Origin of the sequence: Candidatus Uabimicrobium amorphum, from assembly GCF_009002475.1 — a bacterium.
GTDB classification, from domain to species: Bacteria; Planctomycetota; Uabimicrobiia; order Uabimicrobiales; family Uabimicrobiaceae; genus Uabimicrobium; species Uabimicrobium amorphum.
Window position 1 is genome coordinate 3,383,837 of sequence record NZ_AP019860.1, and the last position, 19,871, is coordinate 3,403,707.

Sequence of the window (19,871 nt, forward strand, 5' to 3'; positions counted from 1 at the left end):
AACAATAAAAGAGGAATTTGGGTATGAAAGTAACATTTACATTAAATGGAAAAGAAACAAAAGCAGAGTTCGCTCCCGGAGAAACTCTGTTTCACTATCTCCGAAGTCAAGAAATTTACAGCGTCAAAAATGGCTGTGAATTAGGAGAATGCGGAGCGTGTACTGCTCTTGTAGACAACAAGGCGCAAAATTCATGTCTTATCATGATGCATACTGTAGAGGGAAAAAAGATCGAAACCGTCGAAAATCTTGGAAGCAAGAACAACCTGCATCACCTACAACAAAAGTTTCTCGATGAAGGTGCGGTACAATGTGGATATTGTACGCCGGGAATGATCTTAGCTTCGGAAGCACTACTTAGAGAAAACAAGCAACCTTCCACAGAAGATATACGTGATGCATTGGCAGGCAATTTGTGTCGTTGTACCGGATATGTAAAACCAATAAAGGCGGTGAGTCATGAATGAGAAACAGACAACAAATAACGATATGAAATACGTAGGAAAAAAAACCGTGCGCGTCGATGGATTGGCGTTGGTGTCAGGTCAACCGGTCTTTGCCGATGACCTACAATTGCGTGATATGTTACATATCAAAATATTACACAGTCCTCATGCCCATGCGCACATAAAAAGTATTGATACTTCACTTGCTGCACAGGTACCAGGTGTTCAACTTATTCTTACCCACGAAGATTTTGAAACCCATTACTACACAACTGCTGGACAAGGCTACCCAGAGCCTTCTTCGCGTGATACTCGTATTTTCGACTCCACAGTACGCTATGTAGGTGATCGCGTTGCCGCAGTTGCCGCAGAGACACTTGCCGCGGCCGAAGAAGCCATCGAAAAAATCAAAGTAGAATACGAAATTCTCGAAGCGCTCCTCGACCCGCGTGAGTCGCTAACCTCGAACATTATGGTCCACGAGCAATCAGGGCTTACAATGGTACACGATCACAAGCGTAACCTAATCGCCGAATTAAAAGCCGAATTAGGCGACGTCGAAGCAGCGATGGAAAAAGCCGATCATGTGTTTGAACAAGAATACTCAGTTCCTTTTGCCCAACAATCACACATTGAACCACACATTGCCGTCACATGGATGGACGAACACAATCGATTAATCATTCGTACCGCAACACAAGTTCCTTTTCACGTTCGTCGTATAGTTGCCGAAGTACTTGATTTTCCGATTAGTCGCATTCGCGTCATCAAGCCGCGCATCGGCGGTGGTTTTGGAAGCAAACAAGAGATTCTCAACGAAGAAGTGTGTGCTGCGGTCACGCTAAAAACCGGACAACCTGCGAGAATTGAGTACACACGTGAAGAAGAACTCTTCGCCGCACGCTCACGTCACCCACAAATTCTCAAAGTGCGTATGGGTGTCAAAAACGATGGTTTTATTGAAGCGATCGATCTCAATATTTTAGAAAACGGTGGAGCCTATGGAACACACTCACTCACCGTTATGTCAGTTACCGCAAACAAAGCACTCTCATTCTATGCCGCACCAAACAAAAAACTTCTCGGTCAAGCAGTATACACCAACATGTCCGTTCCTGGTGCCTACCGTGGTTACGGTGCACCACAAGGTTTCTTTGCTATGGAAGTGATGCTCGATGAAATTGCTACAGAGTTAAAGATAGACCCAACGGAGCTACGTCACAAAAACTATATCAAAGAAGGCGACGACGTTCCCATCGCTAAAATACTAGGCGAAGGTGGCGAAGGTTATCCGATGAAGATATACACCAGTGGTATGGCAGATTGTATCGATGAAGGTAAAAAGCTCATCAACTGGGACGAACTTTACAACGAAGAAAAAAGTGGAAGAGTGCGCCGCGGTGTGGGAATGATTGGTTGTGGCCAAGGCTCGGGAATTCCGGGAATTGATATGGCCGCCGCGTTTATAAAAATGAACGAAGACGCCAGTTTTAACTTACTCGCCGGAGCCACAGACATCGGGACCGGGTCAGACACCATGCTAGCGCAAATCGCCGCCGAAGTTCTCGAAGTTCCGGTAGAAAAGATCATCGTCTACTCCTCGGACACCGACATGACACCTTTCGACACCGGAGCTTATGCGTCGAGTACCACATACATTTCCGGTGGTGCGGTAAAAAAAGCCGCGGAAAAAGTAAAACAACAAATTTTAGACATGGGCAAGAAGCTCCTCGAAGTAGACGAAGCCAGTATCAAAAACGGTTGTGTCATAGCTGCCGATGGTAACTCTGTCACATACCAAGAAATCTGCACCAAGGCATTCTACACCCATGAACAACATCAAATTATGGCCAACGCCTCGCACATGAGCTACGATTCACCACCGCCATTCAACACTACATTTGCCGAAATAGAGGTCGACACCGAAACCGGAATCGTTCGCGTAAAAAAAATCGTCTCCGTCTCCGACGCCGGACAGGTCATCAATCCACAAATGGCAGAAGGGCAAGTGGAAGGTGCCATACCACAGTCACTGGGTTATGCGCTATCTGAGTACATGATTTTCGACGACAAGGGTGCGCCCATCAACACCAATTTTTTCGATTATCACATCCACACCGCAATCGATATGCCGGAAATCGTCACCAAATTCGTGCACACCGACGAGCCCACGGGACCATTTGGCGCAAAAGCCATCGCCGAAATTCCGATTAACGGACCAGCCCCTGCGATCGCCAACGCCATCTATAACGCTTGCGGTGTAAGACTTCGCGAACTACCCATTACCCCAGAAAAAATCCTCAAAGGTTTGGGTAAAATTTAGCATGAAAAAAAAACTCGCAATCCTCTACACCGGAGGAACCATAGGCATGATCAAAGAGGAGGGGAACTATGTTCCTGCTCCTCCGGGATACATAACCAAAGTTCTCAACGCCATACCTGAGTTTCATCGCAGCGATATGCCGGACTTTGTCATCGATGAATACACACCTGCGATGGACTCGGCAAATATGGCCCCTAAGGATTGGGTGGCCATCGGTGATTACGTAGCAAAAAACTACCATGATTTTGACGGTTTTATCATCCTTCACGGAACCGACACCATGGCCTACACTGCATCAGCATTGGCGTTTATGCTAAAGAATTTGGGAAAACCAGTGATTCTAACCGGTTCACAAATTCCCCTATCCGAATTACGCAGCGACGGACGCGACAACATCATTGCTGCGGCAATCATAGCACAACAGTTTGAGATTCCCGAGGTATGCCTATATTTTGGCGAGAAACTATATCGTGGTTGCCGTGCCGTTAAGGTAAATGCCTCGGGTTTCGGCGCGTTTATCTCGCCAAACCTTGAGCCACTAGCCACAGCCGGAATCAAAATTAAAGTGCGCGAAGATCTCCTATTGCCCATGCCCACCTATGAAAACAATTTTGAGTTTATCCCTTTTGCCCCCGATGTCACCGTGACAACAGTACGCATATTCCCGGGGTTTTCGCCTTTGCTACTACAGGAAATTCTAAAGGCTCCATTGCAGGGGCTAGTGATCGAAGCTTACGGAATTGGTAATATCCCTGAGTCACCGGAACTGGTACCCATACTAGAAGAAGCTGTGGGACGTGGAGTATTGATTGCGGTTTGCAGTCAGTGCCTTCTGGGAGAAATTAGCTTGCAGTACTACCGCGGCGGTTCGGTGCTACAAAAATGCGGAGTAGTCAATGGCGGAGATATGACGATTGAGTCAGCACTGGCAAAGATGATTTACTTGTTCACGCTAAAACACGAAATAAAACGAAAACGCATGCTAATGGCAAAAAACCTACGCGGAGAACTGACTTGTGGGCTTTATAGTACTTTAATTTGATGTGAATCTTGCATGAAAATTTCACACAAAAAAAACCAACCAACAAGGCATCGCAAACCACTGACGTCTTTCACTGTATATGGTAGATGTATAGGAAAAGACGTCACTGGTTTGCGGGTCTTCGTTACTACGATTTCACAACTCCAAATTTTTTTGTTTACACCACGCCCTCAGCGTTCATACAATACAGCAACTTAAACTAAATCATACGAATACAACTTATAGATAGCACACCAATCTGAGAAAACATCTAACAAAAACAAACACAACAGAAACGAATACCAATGAACTTCTCAACTATACTGCTCTATTTATTTGGTAATCGCGAAGCGATACACAAAGTCGCTTCGGCCAAATTTTCGCTACTGATCGGTGCGATCTTTGTCTTGATGACGGGTGTCGGGCGCAACTATGACCAAGCGTCTTTTTTTCATGAGCCGATATATCTACTTTCGCCGTTTATATTTTCTACATTAAATTCATTTTTTATCTTTTTATTCGTACGTCGCGAACTCGCGGAAGGCTATACATTTTTCAAAGAGTACCTGCGTTTTCTCAACTTATTCTGGATGACAGCTCCGATTGCATGGTTGTACGCCATTCCCGTAGAAACGATGATGACGGAATACAACAGCGCTATGGCGAATATTGCCCTCCTGACCATCGTGTCACTGTGGCGTGTGTGTCTTATGATTCGCGTTGTACAAGTACTTCTTGATACACCTATTCGCAATTCCATTATTGTCATCTTGATGCCGGTGTCTTTTGTTGTCGGCATTGCGACGTTTTTTTCGTCTTTGGGAATGTCCCTTGCACGTAACATGGGCGGACTGCGTTTTTCACTGGAAGAGCAAATGGTTTACAAGCTTACCAACACCACTTGCGTATTATCCATTATTGCATTTCTAGGTTGTGCGATAGCAAAAACCGCAATGGAACGCAAAAAAACGCATACCTTTCCACAGGCAATGCCATCCTCTTATCCACTATTCACCGTTATTATTTTTGCGGTATTTTGGGGATGGGTAGCTATTGTTCACCAACATAAAGTTCACCGCTCTCTAGAGTTGGAAAAAATCGTCAAACATGATGACGATATTATTTACGCGCTATCTATTATGAGAAAACACCAAAGAAGTGATTTTTCGGCGGTACGCAAAATTCCGCCGACGTTATATGGAAAATATTTTCTATTTGGTTACTTTGCTCAACTAAACAAAATATTCCAAAATCTACAAGAAACAGATCCACAGTGGATGCACGACACATATTACAACTATTTGACAAACTGTTTTACTTTACGAAGCTTTAATTCTGCTCGCGATGACAAAGACGTACAAATTTTTTCCTCTCTTGGACAAACTTTGCAAAAAACCCCCCGCGGCCAAAAATGGATTGCAAACAATAAAGAGCGTATATATGGGTTTATTTTCTATCACAATAGTTCCGTGAATGACCTCAATGAAGAATCATTTGGTCTAACACCAATAAATGACGAACTAAAAAGATTGGAATACAGTGCAAAATGGCGAAAACAAAAATAGGCTTAATTGCCATGAGCGGGGTGCGTATACAGTCACCGGAGCTTATGGAGTTGGGAGTGTCGTTGCCTGGGTTTGTCAAGCGTGGACAAACTATTGCCACCTTACCGTCCTTAGGTATACTTACCGTAGCGGGTTTGACCCCTCCCGAATATGAAGTTCACTATATCGAAATCGACAAATATAGTTGCGACTTACCAATGTTCGATCTTGTGGGAATTTCGTCCTTGGCGGCGCAAATCCACGAAGCATATGCTATTGCCGATTATTATCGCGGTGCCGGAGTGAAGGTGGTGATGGGTGGGCTTCATGTATCCATGATGCCCGACGAAGCTCTACAACACGCCGATGCCGTTGTGATCAATGGTGCTGAAGGTGCATGGCCAAAGCTGTTAGAAGACTTTTCACGCGGGCAAATGCAAAAAAAGTACTATGGTGCCAAGGACAAGGTATTTTCCCCACAGTTGTACACAAAACCGCGTTTTGATTTGTTACAAAACCGCGAATACAGCAGACTCACCATCCAAACCTCACGCGGATGCCCGCGCAATTGTGATTTTTGCGCGGCGAGTCTTCTTATTAGTGAACGTTTTAATCAAAAGCCCATCGATTTGATCATCGACGAAATACGCACTGCGCGTAAATATTTTTCACAGCCATTTTTTGAGTTTGCCGATGACAATACGTTTTTAAACAAAGCGTGGAGCAAGGACTTTCTCCAACAACTGCAACGCGAAGAAATACGCTACTTTACCGAAACGGACGCTTCGGTTGCCGAGGACACACAACTTTGTGATTTAATCTCTCAATCGGGTTGCCGCCAAGTGTTAATCGGATTTGAAAGCCCCAATGAGCAACATCTCGAAGGTATCGATCCCGTAGGTTGGAAGAAAAAACAAGCCCCCAAAATCCGTAAGGTTGTGGATACTTTGCAATCGCGTGGTATTGGAGTGATTGCGTGTTTTATTCTTGGCTTGGATCACCACACACCAGAAATATTTCCTCAGGTTTGGCAGTTTGTACAGGACTTAGGTGCCGAAGATGTACAATTTACGGTTTTAACACCTTTTCCGGGAACACCGCTGTTTGATAGACTCAAAAAAGAAGGACGTTTATTAAAAGAACGTTTTTGGGAAAGCTGTACTCTTTTCGACGTAAATTACCAACCGCAAAATATGAGTGTTCAGGAGTTGGAACAAGGTATGCATTGGTTATTTAGCCAAGCATATACCGAAGATGCCTATCAAAAAAGGAAACAACATTTTAAACAACAACGTTCCTCAGGTTAGTTGATCAAGAGTGAAAACAGATAGTGCAATTCAGGAGCGTATACGGGAGTGACAAACACGACTGTTTAAAAGTGTATGCCAATCTGTATTTTGCGGGAACGGGCCCTTACATTTCCACCTTGACTCCCATATCGTGTGTTGTAATAATAAAAATTTAAAATCCGATGTTTAGTTTTATTGATGGAAAGGTAAAATTCAAATGAGAGTAGTTGTTTTGTTGCTTGCTATTGTAGGGATTGTTGTTACCGCAATGTACGATACCGAGTATTTGTTAAGCGTATTGTGGATTGTAGCTTCGCCTGTTGCGGTTGTATATGTATTCTGGGAAATTGGTAAAGACTTGTGTGGTATCCATGCTTTTGGGCGTAATAAAGTGGCTTTTTATCATTGGATGGGCTTTCGTCCCACAGTGTTAACGATTCCCTTCAAAGTAACTAAAAATGGAAATTTACAATACCTAATGGTACAACAAACAAGCGATTTACGAAAAAGAAAGCAGCAAAACGCTGATCCTGAAGTGAATATTTTTCGCTTTCCCAAACAAGCCGTTGTCAATTCTGTCATAAATGAAACCAAAGAAACCATGGTAGATTTTTTAGGCGTTCCCCGCAGTTCATTTCGTATCAAAAATGATTTTCCCGTCGGCTGTATAAAAAGTAAATATAGTCAACAAAAACCATCGCTAGAAGGTATGTATCTATTTCCTCCTAGAGGATTGGGATTTATCGGAATGCTCGTCGAAATTGATGAAGAAGTGGAGAATTACACCTTGGGAATGCAATTGTACAATATGCAATTTTTTAGTCGTGATGAAGTAGAACAAAATTTAAAAAATGCCGCGGAATGGGAAAAGAAAGAAGACCGAACTCTATTTGCGCAAAAAGTAATTACAGGGATAGATGAATATGAATCTATGATCAAAGAAAAATATGGCAAATGGTTTGAGCAACAAAACGAGCAAAGTTCGGTGTCGGCAGGTGAGGAAACGAACGAAAACGAATAGAGTTTGGATTCATGGTTTGTGGTTGTAAACGTATATCCTACTGTATTTGAGGGAACGGGCGGACACAAGGTCCGCCCCTACATTTTCCACCGCGATTATATGAGCTGTTTTGATTCGCAAAACCGTCTAAGAGTTCGAAGAATGGTAAACACATCTCATCAACAAACAAGATTGTCCGACGCCGGAGGAAAGTCGTCTAGTTCGTCGACAAAGCGCTCGCCGAAGATATCTCTCCACATATCGAGTCGTTCTTGGAGTTTGCTGTAGTCAGGTATAATATCAACTGTACAACCGCCAAACTCACCTAAAATGAAGACGACTAAAATTTCCCCTTTTAAACCAACCCAGTGTTTCATCTTGCATTCCTTGATTTCGCCCATCGGAATGACCATCGATTTTCCTTTCGCGACCAAGGTCACAGTTTGCTGTGGTACGTCAAAGGTGATGGTTTTTATTCCCGACTTATTTATCACGACGTCTAGACAAAAAATGATCGCATAAACCACCATTAATCCAAGTACAGTACCGACAATTAGAGGCTCCAACCATTCGTCTTGGTAAATCGTACGACGCAAGTACTTTTGGGCGTCTGGAATCATTACAAAGTACAACAGACCTAGACATCCTAGCATAATCATCCACGCAATGTACGCGCATTTATAACCATTTGCCTCTATTTGTACAAATTTTTGCGGTTGATATTCTTTTACTTCGACGGACATGAAGCCAATTCGGTAGGGAGAGTCTTTTAACATTGCCCATAGGAGCCATACGGCACTAATCCCTGCACTAGCTTGTAACAAATAGAATACTAGGTGTCTCATATTTTTTTCCTCCGCATTGCAAAACCAAAAGAAGCGACACAACGACCACTTCCCAACGAACATTTACATCACTTTATAGCATATCATCCACAATACAAAATGATTTTGTGGATGTCTCATGAAAACAGGATGTTTTCAAAATTTTACCTAAAAAATTTTTTTAGGGATACGAACGTTTTTTCTTTCCAATCTACATGTAGAGACATTTATATTCCAAAACTTAAAGGAGATCACGATGAAAAAGACTTTCTTACTTTGCCTAATTTTAACCACCTGTACATTTGCACAAAATCAGTGGAAACGCGCGCTTTTAAAACAAGGAACTGTTGTGCGAGACATTGCGATAAACAAAGACAATACTCTATTTTTCTCCAGCGATATCGGTGTTATCTCCTCAAAACAAAGCATCAGTTTAAGACTTCGTTACTATATACAAACCGTTGCCATAAACTCCAAACAACATCTCTTTGCCTTGACAGCCCACCACGGATTGTTCCGTTCTACAGATAAAGGCCATACCTGGACCATGGTCCTTATTGTGAATGCGCCGGGCACAAATAAATACAACATAACCATCACCGAGGAAGATCACATCTATTTTACAGCAAATGGTACGGATTTACATCGGTCTTTCGACAACGGTGATACATGGGAAATTACCTATCTTTCGCAACAAATAAAAGGTATTACATCTAATTCGCAAGACGAACTTTTCGGTTATGATACTGGTACTGGTTTATGGTCCAGTAAAGATAAAGGCCAAGATTGGAAACTTGTTGACTCCAAAACACCTACTTATAATTGCACGGCGATGGTGATCAATGACCAAGGTCATATATTTATGGGGAAATTCCATGGGGAAATTATACGCTCGGAAGACAATGGCCGTAGCTGGAAAGTGGTACACAACAACATTTATCGTGACATTAATTCTATGGCAATCGATTCTCAGGGAAATATGTACGCGGCGATTGAAAGAGGCGGGGTGATTCGTTCTACGGACGAAGGAAATACTTGGCAAGCTTTCAACTACGGGTTGACTAATACAGACGTTTACGATATTGCGATCAGTAGTAACAATAAGATTTACATTACCACTGATGGCGGTGTATGGTTTATGGAGTTAGAGAACAAAGTTCAGAATACTTTTTCTAGATAAATTCCTAAACGTCTTTATTCAAAAACCATCGTGATCCCTAAAAATAATCGCAAACTTACTCCAGGTAATTCTCCCTGGAGTAAAATATTCCTATACTTTTGGCTTTTCGCCAGGATTCTAGTACTTTTTCTTAATCTTTTTGGAGAATTTGGCTAAGATTTCTTGTAGGTCTTCTAGTTCTTTTTTCAATTTTTTCGACTCTTTTTGCAATTCTTTCTTTAGCTCTTTATCTTTTTCGTTATTGATCGCGGAGAACATTGCATCTGTCATACTCTTGAGATCGTTACGATACCCTTTACATCTTTTCAAGGCTAGTTTACGTGCTTTCTTAACCACCTTGTAATCTAAACCGAGTTTTTTCGCTTTTTTGGTTTTAAAATGCTCTTCAAATTTTTCGGAGTTGCGAATTTGAGCGCAAAGAGAATTCCACACATACTTTTCCTTCGCAGTATCATCGCGAAGCTTTTTTAAGGTATCTTGTGTTTGTTCATTGTAGAGTTTTGCATCAAATTGCACTTTTGCGGCGTTATTCCATCGTTTACGTATATCGCCAGAAATATTTATTTGGGTACTTCCATTTATATAGGTACTATAAAGTGTGGCCATATCCATACTTTTGTAGTCACGCGTTTGGTACTTCCATGAATGTTCTTCATAAATACTTTCCGCAACTTCTCTACCGAGTTCCCAAAGTTCGTCATCTTTGATGATCTCTTCTATTTCAGGAATTTCCACTTCTATTTCATGGTAAGCCACAAGCGCGTCTAATGCTGGACCAAAACCTTTATCAAACTTAACATAGTCCTCTAACTCTTCCTTACCCTCTTCTAATCCGAGCTTTTCCAGTAATTTTTTTGCCTTTTTCTTTGGCATATCCTCTATAAACTCTTGGTAAGCTTTTTTGAAAGCTTTTCGTGCCTGTTTCTTTTCTTTTACCCAGTCTTTACGCATGTCACTTTTACCAACAGCATATAATGATGTACTGGCGATAAGAATGGTTACAAGTAGCGTAATAAAATTTGTTATTCTCATGGTAACCTCCTAAGTTATAATTGAGCAAAATAGTCATTTACTATAAAATATATGAAATATTTTGTTACCTTTATAATTTACAACATAGTCATGTGAAAATAAAGTTTATAAACGTCACTGATGCAATTATGTTCCCCAGGCCGCTATTTTAAAATTTTTTTCTAAAAAAGGAATCACCATGTCAAAATATAACCAAGAGCAAATTCAAAAAACCGTTGATGAAATCTGTCATCAACAACATACATTGGCGCAAAAATCGATGAAAACTTTCTGGGACATGTACTGTCTCGGACAGCCAGGAGATCTTGCCAGTTTAGAAAAAGAGTCGGCGAAAATTGCCTTTGAGGAACAATATTTTGACGTGATACAAACGGAATACCACAACCCACAAATCAACGATGCGCTATTCCGTAAGAAAATAGAGCGCTTACATACGATGTTTTGCTACGAAAGAGTCAAAAGGCATCCAGAGATCATTGAAATAGGCGAAAAACTGCAAAAAATTTATGGATCTTTTACCCCTAATTACAAAGGCAAAGATCTTAGCTCACTTGAAATAAGAGAGATTCTGCACTTTGACAGCGATCGTCAAAAACGCGAAGATGTTTACAGAAATCGCTTAGAAATTACCGACGTATGCAATGAAGAACTCAGCAACTATTACAAAATTTTAGCGGAAGTCGCCGCAGAAAAAGACGTAGATTTTTTGAATTTAGCTCTGAAAACATCTTCTATCTCACAAGACGAGCTTGAAAGAGAAATGAGTCATTTTATTCGCGATATAGATAACTATCGCCAAGAATGCATTACATGGTTGCAAGAATATGCGGAAGAAAATAAGCTTTTTAGCGGTGAGATAGCTCCTTGGGACACAAAGTATCTCGAATTCCACATGGAAAACAAATTCAAAAAGATGCTCCCTTTAGACAAACCTCTTGAGATTATGCATGACATTTGGAAAAAAATGGGTATCGACACGCAAAACCTTGACGTCGAAATCGACGTCGAAAAGCGTCCACATAAATCTCCGAGTTTTGCCTTTTGTGTTGCGCCTGACATTCCCAACGACGTACGTATCTGTGTTCTTCCCGATGACACAATACGCTCGCAGAAAACTCTGTTACATGAATACGGACATGCCTTATTTTATAAACTCACCGACCAGAAAGATAAATTCTTCCAAGATCCGAATATCGTCGTCACAGAAGCCAGCGCCATCTTCTCCGAACAAACGGTACACGATGTTGATTGGGCAAGCGAGTACATAAAAGATAAGAGTTTACTGAGTGAGTACGAAAAATTCGGTAAATATTCTTTCATAAGCTGGATCTACCGCATGCCACAAACGTACTTTTTTGAGAAACAATGCCTAGAACAAAAGGGACAAAACATCCAAGAAATTCGCAAGCACATAAATCGCGAATATAGTTTCCTAAAAGCAGATTTTCCATTTACCGGACACGACGCAGAATACATTCTATTCTACAATCAGCCCTTTTACGTTTCGTCTTACTTTTTGGCAGGGATGTTGGTCAATACAGTTTCCTCTAAACTCAAAAAAGAGCATTCAAGCATCATGACCCCACACACGGGAAAAATGTGGCGTGAAATTTGGCAACATGGAGGATTGTATTCCGCAGATGAAGTACTGAAAAAATTCTTACACACCGATCGCTTACAACCGTACGTGTAATCGAGCCCTCAAATCAGTGACATCTTTTCCTACACGTATTTACTAAGCTCCGCCTTGGTTACAATCGGGGCTCCGCCCCGATGAAACTAGAGCTTGGCTAGTTTGAATACGTTATAAATTTGTTAAATTATTTGTTATTCACTTTTCTTGAGTGTTCTTGGTGCAACCCATATAAAGTGATATTCGAATTGTGGGTTTATACCCCAACTACGTAAGCTCCAAGGTATAACAGGTATTTCTTTGTGAAGTGTATTAAATTTGAATATTAGTATTTCTTTTATGGAAAATTCTATTGAATTTAAAGTCAAATCCGGCCGAAGTGAACTCTTGTTTAGAAAATCTACACAGTCGCTTTTAGCATCGCAATAAACACCTACAATGAATAGCAATGCGATTGTTGAGGTAATAATTGTTAGGTAGAATATTTTCATCAATAGTTTCCCCCTCTTTCCTTGCAACGAGCTTTGTATGCTTCGATTTTAGAATTTAGCAAATCTAAATCTTCGGCGGGGACGAATTTGTTTTTAATTTTGAAATAATACTTTATTTCGCCCCATAAGTTCCAAGACATTACTCTATTTTTGCTGGTTTGGGCTAATTTTCCTTCGTAGAATCTATTCCCTTTACAATTGAAGACAAAAGTAACACCGTGACTTACAGAAAACTTAACGTTTCTATAACTAAAATCGTAGATTGTTACTTCTACAGGCTTACTTTCTAAAGGAGAAAAAACGTTAGCTATGTTAGCTTTAGCCATTAAAAATAGAACATGTAAGCAAATATACAATGTCACTGTTATCGTAAATGTGTAGAACGCAATCTTTTTCACTATTACGACCTCTTACGTTTGTCTTGAGTATCCTCTGAACCTTCCCCAACAACACACAACTTGTTTTTCGAACTTGAGCACAGGGTTGTTTTTTTCGAGAGTACCCTAAATAAAAAACCGACCTTAACAGCGATGGCAACGCAAACAATCAAAAGTTCCTAAGAAATCAAATGCAAGAACTCGGAGCGTGTTTGTGGTTGGTTGCGGAAATTTCCTAGCATGCACGATGTTTTCATCAACGAATTTTGTTTTTCCACTCCGCGCATCATCATACATAAATGTTTTGATTCAACAACAACCCCTACCCCCAAGGGCTGAAGAATTTCCATCATCGCATTGGCGATTTGCCGTGTTAGATTTTCTTGGATTTGTAGTCTACGCGCAAACATGTCAACTATACGCGCAATTTTCGACAGACCGATCACTTTGCCGTTGGGTAAGTACCCCACATGGCATGTGCCGATAAAGGGCAACAAATGATGCTCGCATAAAGAATATAGTTCGATATTTTTTACCACTACCATATCGTTGGCATCACTTGTAAAAATAGCGTCATTGGTAATTTCATATATATCTTGCTCATAGCCTTGAGTTAAAAAACGAAATGCTTTTGCGGCGCGTTGTGGAGTCTTCACCAAACCTTCGCGTTCCGGATCTTCTCCTATCTGTTCGATCAAATCTGTAAATATCTTTTCCACTATTTTTTTCCTGTGTAAACGCAGCCGCTGGTACATGTTTCATTGACCATTATTTTTGACAAGCCAGGAAGATCTAGTCGATCCCAAATCCACATCGCAATCACTTCGCTTGTCGGATTTTCCAAACCTTCGATATCATTTAGGTAATAATGATCTAAACGATCATAAAGTGGCTTAAATGCGGCCTTAATATCCGCAAAATCCATAATCCATCCTGTGGTGCTATCTACTTCGCCTGACACATAAATAGTTACTTTAAATGAATGACCATGTAAACGTCCACATTTATGCCCTTCGGGGACATTGGGTAGACGATGTGCGGCTTCAAAGGTAAACTCTTTGTATATTTCCATGATGTCCCTTATCTATATCTAAAATTTATTATGTACTTTGTAAATTTTTATTGTGATATAGTCCAGAGAAAAATCGAGAAAATTAGGTACGCAAAAAAAAAGACGTGTTATCAATCAACTTTTGTAAGTTGATTGATGACACGTCCTATAAAACCTGTATCATAAGCATGAGCAAAAATTTGTAGCGCTTTTATTTTCGCTTTATGTCGTAATATAAATGGAGTGAAACTTTTGCCCATGCTTCACAGGCACTCTGACTCTACTACAAAATTGTAGTAGATTTCCCCTATGCCCTAATCAATTTTTATTCTAATCTTTGTAGAAATGGAAGAATTGATTAACCAAGTGAAATAAACTCTAAACTCTGCCTTATTACTTATGCGAATACCATGCCAAAAGCACATCAAAAAAAATTTTTTTTTACTAATCTTTATTTTTAAAGGGTAATAGAGCTTTTTTTTTATAATAGCTTACAAAATAAGACATTTTGGGCACACAAAACGATGTTACATTTTGTAACGATATGTGGACAACTGTAATATTTATTCCACCACTCTTTCGCGATGCATGCGAATCACTTCGACATTTTTCTCCAAGAATTCCTGCTTCCAATAGTAATGATCTAACAATGACAAGTCCTCCTTGCCGCGCATCAAAGAAGCGATATACAAAGCCTCTACGCTTGCCAAACCAGTATCGGGGTCATCATAGAAGTTACTTTTTCTTGGGTAAGCGGTCACAAACCCACAAATGGATCTACGTGGTAAACTATTTATTTTCTCACTTGTAAAAATTCTGTCAGCCCATCGCCAAGACGCATCAACTAGAAGCAACGGCTTGTCCTTGTCATTGACAGACAAAGGCTCTCCATCAACATGCAATAACACGTAACCTTCATAATCATAGTTATCGATAAAATTTGCATTGATAAAGCGTAAATCTTCGCGGTATTTTAGTGGATATATCGTACATTTTTTTTTCGATTCTTTTTCATGACGAATAATCGTATCTAATTTGTGCATTTTTGCTGGAATCTTTCTACAAAGTTTTGATAATCTTCTTTTGTATCTATGCCTCTCGTACTTTCCGTTGTTTCCCCAACGATAATCTTAAAATTATTTTCTAAAGCACGCAATTGTTCTAGTTTTTCCAATCTTTCGAGAAACGATGGTCGCAAAGAACTATACACTTTTAGAAAATTTTTCCGATAGGCGTATATACCCACATGCCCCAAGTAGATGTCTTCCCGAACCGTTGTTTCCTGATCACGCATAAAAGGAATGGGGGCACGCGAAAAGTACAAAGCGAATTTTTTCGTATCACGTACCACTTTAACAAGATTAGGGTCTTGTGCTTTCGCTGGAGAGATGGGATAAGCTAGGGTGGCAATATCTGCCTGAGGATTTTCCAAAAGTAAAGAAACAACAGCGTCAATTGCCTGTGGAGATATTTCCGGTTCATCTCCCTGAACGTTTACAAAAATATCCGCAGATTCGTTTTGTGCCACTTCGGCAATACGGTCGGTACCACTCTGGTGCAATTCACTGGTTAACTGAACTTCTCCCGAAAAAGACTGTACCGCTTCTACTATTTTTTCTGAATCGGTAGCGACAATTACCTTATCTATTTTCTGCGCTTGAATAGCTTGTTCGTAAACATGTTGTACTAAAAATTTACCGGTCTCTTTTAGTAAAGCTTTTTCCGGCAGTCTTGTCGACGCAAGACGCGCAGGTATCACAACAGATGCTTTAATTTTTGATCTCCTTAGTAACAAATATAGTTTCCATTGTCATCGAAACAAATTCCTTTGTAGATATCAATGACTTCTTGACACAATTTCTTCATTTCACGGCTTTCTTCCTCTTTATGCATTTTGCGTATAATAGGAATGGCATTACCGGCGATAGATGATGTTATTTTTGAATTTTTGATAATCTCGATGGCTACGATCTTTATTTCTATATCAAAACTATGAAGCATACGCAATACAATGGGAAGTTCATTTAAATATTCCAAAGTATGACACCATTTCCCCGCAGGACTTGTCATATTATTCAAGCAATTGAGAGCTTCTTCGCGTATATTAGGGTTTGTGTTTTCTAAAAAACGCATCACGTAGGGTATGCACTGTGGACCAAGTGTAGACAATAGTTTACTCGCGCTCTCGCGCGTATCACTCGCCGCAAAATATTTACATAACTCTTCACCGTTTTTATCTATTGCCTGAAGCGTTTTTACCAAAGTAAAATCTAGGTTGTTTTGTGCAGCAACAGGAACATCTTCATCGAAAAAGATATACTCTTTTCTCAAAGTTTTGTGTATTTTAAAGTCTAACTGATATATAGTAACAATCTTCAAAAATCGCGGTACGGCTTTTTCTTTTACTTCCGGTCCTATTTTTCGCAGTTTTTTCAACATGATCTTTACCACATTTAAATCTTTGTGCTCCAGATTGTCGAGTATCTCATCAAGAGTTAAGCCCATACCGCGAAAATATGTTGTTGTCAACCGATCAACCCATTTCGCAATAAGAACCCCTGTGGCGAAACGAAACACAACCTCCATACTGCTGTGCAATGTGCTGTCAAAAACAAAATGCAACGTCCAATCAAATGTTTGAAAACAGTCGCCAATATCAATGACGCGTAAAAAGTTGTCTACAGGCCACAACAACAAAGCATCGATAACAAACCACTTTTCCGAAACGGCACAGTAGCTATAAATTCCTAGAAATACAATAGCCATCATCAGTGAAACAGGTAACAACTGATTTTTCCAACGACGCTTAAAAGCATCAATGCTACTGTAAATTTTTTGCATTCTCGTTTCCAAAAACTTTACAGTAAGAGCAATAACAAAAGCATCGATCATCAAACGCATAATCACAATCGTACTGCCGCACAGAATCGTTCGATGTTTCAGAAAATATATACCAATGTTGAACTCTTCTAGAAAATCAATAATATCGATCGCACGAAACACGTGAAATACCATAAACAGTATCCACTGATACCAATAAGGATCACTAGCACCGTGCTCAAAGTGATGTTGCCCAAGCCAGTAGTATATTTGTACAAAAAGAACTTGGAACAAAAGGAGCTGCAATACACACAATGTAAAAATAATTTTTCCTTTGGAAAACAGCAAAAATATAGAATAGATAAATATGCTGCTGATGGCAAGGCATGTAAGCCCGATCACAGTGTGGTGTATGATCTTGGTCGTCCAAGTTTTGGAAGAACTTTCAGGAGCAACAACAGGAGGTGTATTTTTTATCGTTGTGGTTTCACGTAAATAGTTGTTAAATTGTGTAAAGAGCTGTTGTGAAGTTCGAGGTGTTATACGCAACACCACATCTCGATCCTTCTGAATCATACGACTATAGAATCGATAGCCATTTGGTATTTGTTCGCACTTAACGAGAAGAATAAATGCAACACCTTTGGCGAATATGGATTGGCGAACTTCTTTGCTGCTCTCTTTTTGCAAAAACGAATTTTTGCTCAGTAACGAAAACAATTTTTTATTTTGTGAAATTGTATAGTTTTCAGCGAGAGTATCTGCAAGTTGCTCTTGGATTTGCTGCCGAAGTTCTGGTGTAGATTTGATGTAAACAAACGCTTTTTGTTGCGCGTTAATATTGCACAATGTCAGTAAAAAAATAAAAACGTTTACACCGAGAAAATATTTCACGTTATTCACCTATAGTAAATGCACAGGAGGCTATTGTTGTCAGGTATTTATATACATATACCATTTTGTAAACAGGCGTGTCATTATTGCAATTTTCATTTCTCTACCTCGTTACGTCTCAAGGAAAAAGTAGTCAAAGCAATCATTCTGGAGTTACAACTACAGCGTGATTACTTGTCCCAGCCACCACAAACCATCTATTTTGGGGGTGGAACTCCGTCCATACTTCATATAAACGATTTACGCAATATTTTTGCTGCCATTCACAGTAATTACGATATGCAACATGTAGAAGAAATTACCATTGAAGTAAATCCCAACGACTTAAATAAATCTGTTCTCACAGAATATCGCGATTTGGGTTTTAATCGCCTGAGTATTGGCATTCAATCATTTCGCGACGCCGATTTGCAGTTTTTAAACCGTGCACATAGTGGCGAGGAGGCACTACAGTGTATACATCTATCGCGAGAGGTTGGTTTTTCCAATATTTCCATAGACCTTATTTATGGAATTCCTAATGTAACAGATATAGATTGGGAGCGCAATATTCTTCATACAATAGAAACGGAAATTCCCCACATATCCTGTTACTGTCTAACAGTTGAGGAGAAAACAGCTCTCAAATACATGATTGAAACAAAAAAAGTTCCTAATGTCAGCGAAGATCAAGGAGCGGAACAGTTTGCTCTACTCATGAAAACAATGCAAAAACATGGTTATGCGCACTACGAAATTTCCAACTTTTGTCGTCCACCTTATTTCTCAAAGCACAACACCGCATATTGGCAAGGAAAAGAGTATCTAGGTATTGGACCTGCGGCCCATTCCTTCGATGGTCGTGTACGTCAATGGAATATTGCCAATAATTTACGTTACGTTCATGGTATTGAGAACAAAGAGATTCCTTGTGAAAAAGAATTCTTAACCCCTACGCAACAAGTCAATGAATATATTATGACCTCTCTGCGCACTATGTGGGGGACAGACTTGCAAAAAATAGCCACATTGAGCGGAGAAAGTGGCAAAGAAAATGTAATGGAGAAAGCGCAAAAATTTATACACAATGAGACACTAATTATGGAAAATAATACACTGTTTTTATCACATCATGGTAGAATGATTGCAGACTATATCACTTTAGAATTGTTTGCCGAGTAGGAGAGTAGATGGACCTCCTAATTCAAAACAACTTAAGATACAACATAATCGATTTATTGGTAAAAGATAACTAGGAGAACACAAATGGCTATTAATCCAGAAATGTTTGCATTTCTTTTCGTTGGTTTCATCATTTTCCTCGTAGCAGTTGCTATCATTTATGGAATAAAAAGGGAAAAGCAACGCACCGGGAATTGGAAACAAGTCGCGAGTGACATTGGTTTTGATTTTGCAGACAAAGACAACTCTTATGTTTTTAAATACAATTTTTTTAAAACCTTTAGCACCGGAAGCAATCGCAAGGCTAAAAACGTCATGACCGGAAAAAATGGTGATATTGGAATTACTGTAATGGATTACCAATATACGACAGGATCAGGTAAAAATAAAAGTACACACCACTATACGATTTGTATTTTTGAAAAACAAGGATTGGGGCTTCCCAGCTGCTACATGCGTATGCAAATCGCTTTCTTTGACTTTTTAGGAAAAGTTTTTGGTGGGCAAGATATTGATTTTGTCGAAGATCCAGCTTTTTCCAAAGCATTTGTGTTACAAGGTGACGATGAGAAAGCGGTGCGTGAAACTTTCGATGAAAACGTACGCCGTGGATTTTTGGATTACAAAGGCAAGAATTTTATTTTTGAAGGTAACAACGATCTATTTTTGATAAACAAAGGAAAGCGAATTAAACCAGAAGAGTTAATGATTATCTTAGAAGATGCTTACAAGATTATGGACCTGCTTACCAAAAAGTAAAATCAAAAATACAACATGAAAGGATG

General features: G+C 39.9%; 18 protein-coding genes. 10 read left to right on the forward strand and 8 right to left on the reverse strand.

What is annotated here, in order from left to right:
- Positions 1-23: 23 nt before the first annotated feature.
- The 6 genes from UABAM_RS12065 to UABAM_RS12090 all read left to right on the forward strand — a co-directional run bounded on the left by UABAM_RS12065 (position 24) and on the right by UABAM_RS12090 (position 7,644).
- Positions 24-467: a (2Fe-2S)-binding protein gene (locus tag UABAM_RS12065; RefSeq protein ID WP_151968259.1), complete on the forward strand. Its 444-nt coding sequence runs from the start codon at positions 24-26 to the stop codon at positions 465-467.
- On the forward strand, positions 460-2,769 hold the full coding sequence (locus UABAM_RS12070) for a xanthine dehydrogenase family protein molybdopterin-binding subunit (protein WP_173013269.1): 2,310 nt from the start codon (positions 460-462) through the stop codon (positions 2,767-2,769). Before UABAM_RS12065 ends, UABAM_RS12070 begins: the two co-directional genes overlap by 8 nt.
- A 1-nt stretch (position 2,770) precedes the next feature.
- Positions 2,771-3,811: an asparaginase gene (gene ansA, locus UABAM_RS12075; RefSeq protein ID WP_151968260.1), complete on the forward strand. Its 1,041-nt coding sequence runs from the start codon at positions 2,771-2,773 to the stop codon at positions 3,809-3,811.
- A gap of 284 nt (positions 3,812-4,095) precedes the next feature.
- Positions 4,096-5,355 carry a hypothetical protein gene (locus tag UABAM_RS12080; RefSeq protein ID WP_151968261.1) on the forward strand — a complete coding sequence of 420 codons (1,260 nt, stop codon included), beginning with the start codon at positions 4,096-4,098 and terminating at the stop codon, positions 5,353-5,355.
- On the forward strand, positions 5,337-6,641 hold the full coding sequence (locus tag UABAM_RS12085; RefSeq protein WP_151968262.1) for a B12-binding domain-containing radical SAM protein: 1,305 nt from the start codon (positions 5,337-5,339) through the stop codon (positions 6,639-6,641). The genes UABAM_RS12080 and UABAM_RS12085 overlap by 19 nt, the downstream gene beginning before the upstream one ends.
- 199 nt (positions 6,642-6,840) lie before the next feature.
- Positions 6,841-7,644, forward strand: coding sequence for a hypothetical protein (locus tag UABAM_RS12090; protein ID WP_151968263.1), 804 nt, complete (start codon positions 6,841-6,843; stop codon positions 7,642-7,644).
- 158 nt (positions 7,645-7,802) lie between these two features.
- Here the strand turns inward: UABAM_RS12090 and UABAM_RS12095 are convergent, their stop codons facing one another.
- The gene (locus UABAM_RS12095) at positions 7,803-8,468 is read right to left on the reverse strand and encodes a hypothetical protein (protein WP_151968264.1); all 666 of its coding nucleotides are present in this window, start codon (positions 8,466-8,468) and stop codon (positions 7,803-7,805) included.
- A 235-nt stretch (positions 8,469-8,703) separates the two neighbouring features.
- Between UABAM_RS12095 and UABAM_RS12100 the strand changes: the two genes are divergently transcribed.
- Positions 8,704-9,627, forward strand: coding sequence for a WD40/YVTN/BNR-like repeat-containing protein (locus tag UABAM_RS12100; RefSeq protein ID WP_151968265.1), 924 nt, complete (start codon positions 8,704-8,706; stop codon positions 9,625-9,627).
- A 117-nt stretch (positions 9,628-9,744) separates the two neighbouring features.
- Here the strand turns inward: UABAM_RS12100 and UABAM_RS12105 are convergent, their stop codons facing one another.
- Entirely contained in the window at positions 9,745-10,659 is a 915-nt protein-coding gene (locus UABAM_RS12105; RefSeq protein ID WP_151968266.1) for a hypothetical protein, read from the reverse strand.
- A gap of 178 nt (positions 10,660-10,837) precedes the next feature.
- Here UABAM_RS12105 and UABAM_RS12110 point away from each other — a divergent pair, with 178 nt between their 5' ends.
- Positions 10,838-12,352 (forward strand): M3 family metallopeptidase, encoded by a 1,515-nt coding sequence (locus UABAM_RS12110; RefSeq protein ID WP_151968267.1) that lies wholly within the window; start codon positions 10,838-10,840, stop codon positions 12,350-12,352.
- Positions 12,353-12,782: 430 nt separating this feature from the next.
- Here UABAM_RS12110 and UABAM_RS12115 read toward each other — a convergent pair whose 3' ends face one another.
- From UABAM_RS12115 to UABAM_RS12140, 6 genes are all read right to left on the reverse strand, one after another.
- Positions 12,783-13,181, reverse strand: coding sequence for a hypothetical protein (locus tag UABAM_RS12115; protein WP_151968268.1), 399 nt, complete (start codon positions 13,179-13,181; stop codon positions 12,783-12,785).
- A gap of 158 nt (positions 13,182-13,339) precedes the next feature.
- Positions 13,340-13,915 carry a GTP cyclohydrolase I FolE gene (gene folE, locus UABAM_RS12120; protein WP_151968269.1) on the reverse strand — a complete coding sequence of 192 codons (576 nt, stop codon included), beginning with the start codon at positions 13,913-13,915 and terminating at the stop codon, positions 13,340-13,342.
- A complete protein-coding gene (gene queD / locus UABAM_RS12125) occupies positions 13,879-14,232 on the reverse strand; it encodes a 6-carboxytetrahydropterin synthase QueD (protein WP_151968270.1) in 354 nt (117 codons plus the stop codon). Before queD ends, folE begins: the two co-directional genes overlap by 37 nt.
- A 542-nt stretch (positions 14,233-14,774) precedes the next feature.
- Positions 14,775-15,254, reverse strand: coding sequence for a hypothetical protein (locus UABAM_RS12130; protein WP_151968271.1), 480 nt, complete (start codon positions 15,252-15,254; stop codon positions 14,775-14,777).
- A complete protein-coding gene (gene kdsB / locus UABAM_RS12135) occupies positions 15,242-16,006 on the reverse strand; it encodes a 3-deoxy-manno-octulosonate cytidylyltransferase (protein ID WP_229759390.1) in 765 nt (254 codons plus the stop codon). Before kdsB ends, UABAM_RS12130 begins: the two co-directional genes overlap by 13 nt.
- The gene (locus UABAM_RS12140) at positions 15,997-17,925 is read right to left on the reverse strand and encodes a hypothetical protein (RefSeq protein WP_151968272.1); all 1,929 of its coding nucleotides are present in this window, start codon (positions 17,923-17,925) and stop codon (positions 15,997-15,999) included. Before UABAM_RS12140 ends, kdsB begins: the two co-directional genes overlap by 10 nt.
- Positions 17,926-17,961: 36 nt before the next feature.
- On the opposite strand from UABAM_RS12140, the gene hemW reads away from it, so the two are divergent.
- Both hemW and UABAM_RS12150 read left to right on the forward strand, forming a co-directional pair.
- Positions 17,962-19,086: a radical SAM family heme chaperone HemW gene (hemW, locus tag UABAM_RS12145; RefSeq protein WP_151968273.1), complete on the forward strand. Its 1,125-nt coding sequence runs from the start codon at positions 17,962-17,964 to the stop codon at positions 19,084-19,086.
- Positions 19,087-19,170: 84 nt separating this feature from the next.
- Entirely contained in the window at positions 19,171-19,845 is a 675-nt protein-coding gene (locus tag UABAM_RS12150) for a hypothetical protein (RefSeq protein ID WP_151968274.1), read from the forward strand.
- The last annotated feature ends 26 nt before the right edge of the window (positions 19,846-19,871 follow it).